The sequence below is a fragment of the Salipiger sp. HF18 genome (genome assembly GCF_011806505.1).
Classification (GTDB): Bacteria; Pseudomonadota; Alphaproteobacteria; order Rhodobacterales; family Rhodobacteraceae; genus Salipiger; species Salipiger thiooxidans.
In genome coordinates this window covers 1-8029 of sequence record NZ_JAATOS010000168.1, presented here as the reverse complement: position 1 = coordinate 8029, position 8029 = coordinate 1, and the positions used below count along the sequence as shown (strand labels likewise).

The following is an 8029-nucleotide window of genomic DNA, read 5'->3' as shown; positions in this document are numbered from 1 at the left end:
TGCGCGCCGGGCTGGGGGGCTGAAGCCCTCTGCCCGTGGGGACATCGGGAAGCCGGGTGCGGGGCGCTCAGCCCCGGCGCTGTTGCCGCAGCGGGGGCAGCAGACCCTTGCGCAGCGCATCGGCATGCACGACGCCAAGCTGGGCCGGGATCTCGGGCAGCTTCAGGATCTGCGCGATGGCGAGCCGGTGCATGCCGCCGCTGGCGCGCAGGGGGCGGCCGTCGCGGTCGATGTGCACGAGGATGCCGCCGTGCTCGCGGCGGAAGTAATCCGGAAGTTCGGCCTGCGTCAGCAGGCGCCCGCGCCGCGCGGTTTCCTCGAAGATGCGGTCGAGCGCCTCGTAGCGGTGCTCGACGTCCTCGCGGCTGTTGCAGCCGTCCGGGCGTTTGCCCTCGGCGACCTCGCGCAGCATGCGGTCAAAGAGCGGCGTCTCCTCCCAGGGCAGGCCGTCCACGTAGTGCATCCGGGCGCTCACCGACTTGATGGTCTCGCCAAAGCGCGAGCGGTGGGTGTCCCAGTCGCCGCCCAGCACCATGCCGCTGTGGTTGCGCCGCAGCGCGCGGCCGGTCAGGCGGCGGTCGTAGGAATCGGTGATGTCGCAGGGATCGAGATAGATGCACTCATCCGAACGCGGGGCGTCGGCGCCGTAGCGCAGCTGGTTCCACAGATCGCGCAGCGCCTTCCGCGGCACCTGCGCGCGGATGTCCCGCACCCAGTTGGCGGGATGCAGCGTGGGGCTGTCGGCAAAGGCCATCTGTTTCGTCTCCGTGACGCCTGGATGACGAAGGTGTAACGACTCGGTTGCGAATTCAAGTCCCGCCGCGCCGGGCGGCGATCGCCCGCCCGCACGCGACACCCGATGACCACGCCCACTGGAAGTTGTAGCCGCCGAGCCAGCCCGTCACGTCCACTGCCTCGCCGATGGCGAAGAGCCCGGGCAGGGCCTTGGCCTCGAAGGTCTTGGACGAGAGCTCCGCGGTGTCGATGCCGCCCAGCGTGACCTCGGCGGTGCGCCAGCCCTCGGTGCCCTGGGGCCGCAGCTCCCAGCCGTGCAGCGCATCAGCGAGCGCCAGAAGGCGCCGGTCGGGCAGGTCCGCGAGGTTGCCCGAAAGCCCGAGCGTCTCGCCGAGATGGGCGAGGAGCTTCGACGGCAGCCACTGCCCGAGCACGGTCGACAGCGCGCGGCGCCCCGCCGTGGCCCGGGCGCCGCGCAGCGCCTCGGCGAGATCCCGCGCGGGCGAGAGGTCGACCAGGATCGGCTCGCCCTCGCGCCAGTAGCTCGAGACCTGCAGCATGGCGGGGCCCGAGAGCCCGCGGTGGGTGAAGAGCATGGCTTCGTCGAAGCTGGCGCCGTCCGCGCTGGCGCGCACCGGCAGCGACAGGCCCGAGAGCGCGGCGAAGCGCCCCTCCGGGAAGGTGAAGGGCACGAGGCCCGCGCGCGTCGGCACGATGGCCAGCCCGAACTGTGTGGCGATGTCGTAGGCGAGGCCGGTCGCGCCCATCTTGGGGATCGACTTGCCGCCGGTGGCCAGCACGAGGTTGCGCGCCGAGACCTCGCGCGGGGCCCCCTCTCGCGTCAGCCGCGCCACGAACCGCTCGCCGTCGTGGCTCAGCTCGGTGAGGGACGTGCCGAGCCAGAGCTCGGCCCCCGCCACCTCCATCTCGCGCATCAGCATGGCGACGATCTGCGTGGCCTTGCCGTCGCAGAACAGCTGGCCCAGCGTCTTCTCGTGCCAGGCGATGCCGTGGCGCCCGACGAGGTCGAGAAAGTCCCACTGGGTGTAGCGCGCCAGCGCCGACTTGGCGAAATGCGGGTTGCCGGACAGGAAACAGCCGGGCTCGACGCCGAGGTTGGTGAAGTTGCAGCGGCCGCCGCCCGAGATCCGGATCTTCTCGCCCGGTGCGCGGGCATGGTCCACCACCAGCGTGCCGGGGCCCGTATGGGCGGCACACATCATGCCGGCGGCACCGGCTCCGAGGATCAGCGTCTCGACCTGCATTCCCGCTCAGGACCACGAAGCGGCGCGCGACGCAAGTCCCACCTTTGCCCGATCCCCGCGCCCGGCCCCTGTCGTTCGGGATGCCTCCGGCGGGGATATTTGATGCCATTGGAAGACAGGGCGCCGCGCCCGGGTTTCCAATGGCCCAAAATATCCCGGGGGAGTCTCCGTCAGGAGACGGGGGCAGCGCCCCCTCTGCGGCCGGGACAGGGCGCACGGCAGCCTTCCCAAAGCCCCCGCGCTTTGCTACCGTTGCGGCAACGACCCGGAAAATCCGGGCATCCACAGGCAAAGAGGTCGCGATGCGGCCCACACGAGCGGTGATCCCATGACGGAAATGGTTTACGGCTTTGTTTCCGTGCGCGACGGAGAACCCGTCCTACCCAAATGGTGGCGGACGGTCGACAGGTGGGCGTTGCCCTGCATCCTGATGCTGTTCGGCATCGGCATCCTGCTCGGGCTCGCCGCGTCTCCGCCGCTGGCCGAGCGCAACGGCTTCGCGCATTTCCACTACGTGCAGCGCCAAGCCTTCTTCGGCGGGCTGGCGCTCACCGCCATGTTCATCACCTCCATGCTCTCGCCCACGGTGGTGCGGCGGCTGGCGGTGATCGGCTTCCTCGTCTCCTTCATCTCGCTGATGGGGCTGCCCTTCCTCGGCACCGACTTCGGCAAGGGCGCGGTACGCTGGTACTCGCTGGGCTTCGCCTCGCTGCAGCCGTCGGAATTCCTCAAGCCCATGTTCGTCATCGTGGCGGCCTGGATGATGGCCGCGAGCCAGGAGATCGGGGGCCCCCCGGGCAAGCTCTGGTCCTTCGGCCTCACGGTGAGCATCGTGCTGATGCTGGCGCTGCAGCCGGACTTCGGGCAGGCCTGCCTCGTGCTCTTCGGCTGGGGCGTGATGTGGTTCGTGGCCGGTGCGCCGATGCTGCTGCTCGTGGCGCTGGCCGGGCTCGTGGTGCTGGGCGGCATGGTCGCCTACAACGGCTCCGAGCACTTCGCCCGCCGCATCGACGGTTTCCTCACCCCGGACGTGGACCCGCGCACCCAGCTCGGCTACGCCACCAACGCCATCCAGGAGGGCGGCTTCTTCGGCGTCGGCGTCGGCGAGGGCACGGTGAAATGGTCGCTGCCCGACGCCCATACCGATTTCATCATCGCGGTCGCGGCCGAGGAATACGGCCTGGTCCTCGTGCTGCTGATCATCGCGCTCTACACGGTCGTGGTCGTGCGCTCGTTCCTGCGGCTGATCCGCGAGCGCGATCCCTTCATCCGCCTCGCCGGCACCGGCCTTGCCGCCATGTTCGGCGTGCAGGCGATGATCAACATGGGCGTGGCGGTGCGGCTGCTGCCGGCCAAGGGCATGACGCTGCCCTTCGTGAGCTACGGCGGCTCGTCGCTGATCGCGGGCGGCATCGCCGTCGGCATGCTGCTGGCCTTCACCCGCTCGCGCCCGCAGGGCGAGATCGGCGAAATCCTGCGCGCACGGTCGCGCTGACGGCCGCCGCCGTCCCGTCAGGGTTCACGCCCCGGGGCGGCTGCGATAAGGAGCCCCGATCCGGCGGGGCGGCAGGCGCCGCTGCCGCCGGGAGAGGCAGAACACCGCGCATCGCCGCGACCGCTTGGTCGGGCCGGGTGCGCAGCGACAGAACCGGGCCGGAACGGTCCGGACAGGGCAGGAAGGGAGATTACGGGGTATGGCAGAACGGTTTCGGCGCCCCCTTCTTGTCATCGCCGCCGGCGGCACCGGCGGGCACATGTTCCCGGCGCAGGCGCTGGCGGAGATCATGCTGCGGCGCGGCTGGCGGGTGAAGCTCTCGACCGACGCGCGCGGTGCCCGCTACACCGGCGGCTTCCCGCACAGCACCGAGATCGAGCAGGTGAACTCGGCCACCTTCGCCCGTGGCGGTGCGCTGGCCAAGCTCGGGGTGCCGTTCCGCGTGGCCTCGGGCGTGCTCTCGACCATGCGGCGCTTCCGCAGGGACCGGCCCGACGTGGTGGTGGGCTTCGGCGGCTACCCGTCGATCCCTGCGCTCGGGGCCGCGACGCTGATGAAGCTGCCGCGCATGATCCACGAACAGAACGGCGTGCCCGGCAAGGTCAACGAGATCTTTGCCAGGAAGGTCGATCTCTTCGCCTGCGGCACCTGGCCCACCACGCTGCCCGAAGGTGTCGAGGGCGTGCACACCGGCAACCCGGTGCGCATGGCGGTGCAGGAGCGGGCGGGCGCGGGCTACATCGTGCCCGGCGATTACCCGATGTCGATCCTCGTGATCGGCGGCAGCCAGGGCGCGCGCATCCTCTCGGACGTGGTGCCGCCCGCGATCGAGCGCCTGCCCATGGACATCCTGCGCAACCTCCGGATCTCGCAGCAGGCGCGCGACGAGGATGGCGAACGCGTCACCAAGTACTACTATGAGCATGGGATCGACGCGGAGGTGCAGCCGTTCTTCCACGACATCCCCGCCCGTATGTCCGAGGCGCAGCTGGTGATCTCGCGCTCGGGGGCGTCATCGGTCGCGGATATCTCGGTGATCGGGCGTCCGTCTATCCTGATCCCCTACGCGGTGGCGGCGGGGGACCACCAGACGGTGAACGCGCAGGGGCTGGTGGACGCGGGCGCGGCCATCCGCATCCCCGAGAGCAAGCTCACCGTCGAGAGCCTCTCCGAGGCGATCCTTGCGGTGCTCGCCAACCCCGACGGTGCGCTGCAGATGTCGCGGGGGGCGCTGTCGGTGGCCAAGCCCGACGCGGCCGAGCACCTCGCGTGGCTGGTCGAGCGGCTGGCGGGCATGGAAGAAGACCAACAACAGGCAGCAGAGGACGGGCAGGGATGAAACACGAGAAAGTCGCAGGGGGCATGATGAACGCCGCAACCAAACTTCCCGGTGATGTCGGCCCGATCCACTTCGTCGGCATCGGCGGCATCGGCATGTCGGGCATCGCCGAGGTGCTGCTCAACCACGGCTACACCGTGCAGGGCTCGGACCTGAAGGCGTCGAAGATCACCGAGCGGCTCGAAGGCCTCGGCGCGCTGGTCTTCGAGGGCCAGCGGGCGGAGAACCTCGAGAACGCCGAGGTGGTGGTGATCTCGTCCGCGATCAAGCCGGGCAATCCCGAGCTCGACGAGGCGCGGCGCCGCGGCCTGCCTGTGGTGCGCCGGGCCGAGATGCTGGCAGAGCTGATGCGGCTCAAGTCCAACGTCGCCGTCGCCGGCACCCACGGCAAGACCACGACCACCACCATGGTGGCAACGCTTCTGGATGCGGGGCAGCTCGATCCGACGGTCATCAACGGCGGCATCATCCACGCCTACGGCTCGAACGCCCGGGTGGGGCTCGGCGAGTGGATGGTGGTCGAGGCCGACGAGAGCGACGGCACCTTCAACCGCCTGCCCGCGACCATCGCCATCGTCACCAACATCGACCCCGAGCACATGGAGCACTGGGGCTCGATCGAGAACCTGCGCGACGGGTTCTACCAGTTCGTGTCGAACATCCCCTTCTACGGCCTCGCGGTGTGCTGCACCGACCATGCCGAGGTGCAGGCGCTGGTGGGCCGGGTGACCGACCGCCGGGTGACCACCTACGGCTTCAACGCGCAGGCGGACGTGCGGGCGGTGAACCTGCGCTACGAGAAGGGCACCGCCCATTTCGACATCCTGCTGCAGGCCGAGGACATGAAGATCGAGGGCTGCACCCTCCCGATGCCGGGTGATCACAACGTCTCGAACGCGCTGGCCGCCGTGGCCGTGGCGCGGCATCTCGGCATGAAGCGCGAGGAGATCCGCCTGGCGCTGGCGGCCTTCGGTGGCGTGAACCGCCGCTTCACCCGCGTGGGCGAGGTGAACGGGGTCACCATCATCGACGATTACGGCCACCACCCGGTGGAGATCGCGGCGGTGCTCAAGGCCGCGCGGCAGGCCACCGAGGGTCGCGTCATCGCGGTGCACCAGCCGCACCGCTATTCGCGGCTGCACTCGCTGTTCGACGATTTCTGCGCCTGCTTCAACGAGGCCGACGTGGTCGCCATCGCCGAGGTCTACGCCGCGGGCGAGGCGCCGATCGAGGGCGCGACCCGCGATGATCTCGTCGCCGGGCTGATCCGCCACGGCCACCGCCACGCCCGCGCGATCCTGAACGAGGACGATCTCGAGCGGCTGGTGCGCGAGCAGGCGCGGCCGGGCGACATGGTGGTCTGCCTTGGCGCGGGCACCATCTCGGCCTGGGCCAACAACCTGCCGGCGCGGCTTCAGGGCTGAGACCGGCCATGGGGCGGTGCCCTGCGCGGCGCGGGAGGGCCGGCCGGTGACGGCCTCGCTCTTTGCTGCCGGCCTCCGGGCCGTGGTGGCAAACCTTCCGGCGATGCTGCCTGCGAAGGACGACCACTGGCGCCGCGCCTGGGGGCCGATCGCCTGCGGGCTGCCGATTCTCGGCTGGGTGGTCTGGGAGAACGGGCCATGGGTCGGGTTGATCGTGCTGTTCGCGGGCATGAGTGCGCTGCGCTGGCCGGTGCGCTACCTTCTTCGCGGGCCTCGCGCGCAGTTTCGGCGCGGGGTGTGAGGCGGGGCTTTCCGGGCCGGTCGCCGGCGTGGCGGTGAGGGCGCAAGCGGGGGCGCTGCCCCCGTCCGCGTGCCGCGGACTCCCCCGGAGTTTATCTGGCAAGATGAAGTTGGGGCGTGCCGCGTCGCCCGGACGTGCCGTGACGCGGCGGGGTCCGGTCGGCGGGGGTTTACGCCGCGGTGGCGAGAGGGCAGAAGGCTGGACATGAGCGACACACTCCCCGAGGTGCGCGGGCGGCTGGTGCCGGACCGCGCCTTGTCCGATCTGACCTGGCTGCGCGTCGGCGGGCCGGCGGACCTGTTCTTCCAGCCGGCGGATCTTGCGGACCTGCAGGCGTTCCTTGCCGCGCTGCCGCCCGGGCGGGCGGTGTTCCCGATGGGCGTGGGCTCGAATCTCATCGTGCGCGATGGCGGCATCCGCGCCGTGGTGATCCGGCTGGGGCGCGGCTTCAACGGTATTTCCGTCGAGGGGACGCGGGTGAACGCCGGGGCGGCGGCGCTCGATGCCCATGTGGCGAAGCGCGCGGCGGCGGCGGGGGTGGATCTCACCTTCCTGCGCACCATCCCGGGCAGAATCGGCGGCGCGGTGCGGATGAACGCGGGCTGCTACGGCACCTATGTTGCCGACCGGCTGGTCGAGGTGCGGGTGGTGACCCGCGACGGCCGGCTCGAGACGCTGTCGTCCGGGGAGCTGCGACTCGCCTACCGGCAGAGCGAGCTGCCCGAGGGGTGGGTGATCGTCGAGGCGGTCTTCGAGGGGCCTGTGGGCGACGCCTCGGAGCTCGAGGCACGCATGAGCGCCCAGCTTGCCCGCCGGGACGAGACCCAGCCGACCAAGGACCGCAGCGCGGGCTCGACCTTCCGCAACCCGGCGGGCTTCAGCTCGACCGGGCGCGAGGATGACAGCCATGAGCTGAAGGCCTGGAAGGTGATCGACGAGGCCGGGCTGCGCGGCGCGACGCTGGGCGGGGCGCAGATGTCGCCCAAGCATTCGAATTTTCTCGTGAACACTGGGGAGGCGACGGCGGCCGATCTCGAGGGTCTGGGCGAGGACGTGCGAAAAAAGGTTTTCCAACACAGTGGAATAGAGCTACATTGGGAAATCATGCGGGTGGGTGAACCCGCGCTGCCGTAGCGCGCCAGGCGTGTATTGCGGCAGGCCCTGAAAGGCCCGTGTTCCGGCGGGTGCGAATCGGGGCGCTGATCACCCTTTCGGCCACAGGCAGGCCGGACAACAGACGGGACGGACGCGCCGGGATTCTCCGGCGCCCGGGCAGGGGCAACGACCCCGACAGGCAGAACAAGGGGCGCAAAGCCCCGCTATTTCGAGGCGGTTTTGGGTATGTCGAGCAGGGCAAACCCGAAAGTGGCGGTATTGCTGGGCGGACCTTCGGCTGAACGCGAGGTCTCACTTAGTTCCGGGCGGGAATGTGCCGCCGCTTTGAGGGCAGAAGGTTTCCAGGTCACCGAG

At 70.2% G+C, this 8029-nt stretch carries 7 protein-coding genes and 1 pseudogene; 6 read left to right on the top strand and 2 right to left on the bottom strand.

Annotation, left to right across the window (positions count from 1 at the left end; genetic code table 11):
* Window positions 1–67: 67 nt before the first annotated feature.
* Window positions 68–754: a hypothetical protein gene (locus tag HC022_RS14420; RefSeq protein WP_167452916.1), complete on the bottom strand. Its 687-nt coding sequence runs from the start codon at window positions 752–754 to the stop codon at window positions 68–70.
* A gap of 55 nt (window positions 755–809) precedes the next feature.
* Complete coding sequence (locus HC022_RS14415) at window positions 810–2000, bottom strand: aminoacetone oxidase family FAD-binding enzyme (protein ID WP_167452915.1); 1191 nt, start codon at window positions 1998–2000, stop codon at window positions 810–812.
* 328 nt (window positions 2001–2328) lie between these two features.
* Here HC022_RS14415 and HC022_RS14410 point away from each other — a divergent pair, with 328 nt between their 5' ends.
* The 6 genes and pseudogenes from HC022_RS14410 to HC022_RS29165 all read left to right on the top strand — a co-directional run.
* A complete protein-coding gene (locus HC022_RS14410) occupies window positions 2329–3495 on the top strand; it encodes a putative peptidoglycan glycosyltransferase FtsW (RefSeq protein WP_167452914.1) in 1167 nt (388 codons plus the stop codon).
* Between the two features lie 199 nt (window positions 3496–3694).
* Window positions 3695–4834 carry a UDP-N-acetylglucosamine--N-acetylmuramyl-(pentapeptide) pyrophosphoryl-undecaprenol N-acetylglucosamine transferase gene (locus tag HC022_RS14405; RefSeq protein ID WP_008883692.1) on the top strand — a complete coding sequence of 380 codons (1140 nt, stop codon included), beginning with the start codon at window positions 3695–3697 and terminating at the stop codon, window positions 4832–4834.
* Entirely contained in the window at window positions 4831–6258 is a 1428-nt protein-coding gene (murC, locus tag HC022_RS14400; protein ID WP_254885095.1) for a UDP-N-acetylmuramate--L-alanine ligase, read from the top strand. The genes HC022_RS14405 and murC overlap by 4 nt, the downstream gene beginning before the upstream one ends.
* A gap of 46 nt (window positions 6259–6304) precedes the next feature.
* Complete coding sequence (locus HC022_RS29170) at window positions 6305–6559, top strand: DUF2484 family protein (RefSeq protein WP_167452913.1); 255 nt, start codon at window positions 6305–6307, stop codon at window positions 6557–6559.
* A gap of 204 nt (window positions 6560–6763) precedes the next feature.
* A complete protein-coding gene (gene murB, locus HC022_RS14390) occupies window positions 6764–7693 on the top strand; it encodes a UDP-N-acetylmuramate dehydrogenase (RefSeq protein WP_167452912.1) in 930 nt (309 codons plus the stop codon).
* 201 nt (window positions 7694–7894) lie between these two features.
* Window positions 7895–8029, top strand: a pseudogene (locus HC022_RS29165) (D-alanine--D-alanine ligase); the annotation flags it as partial.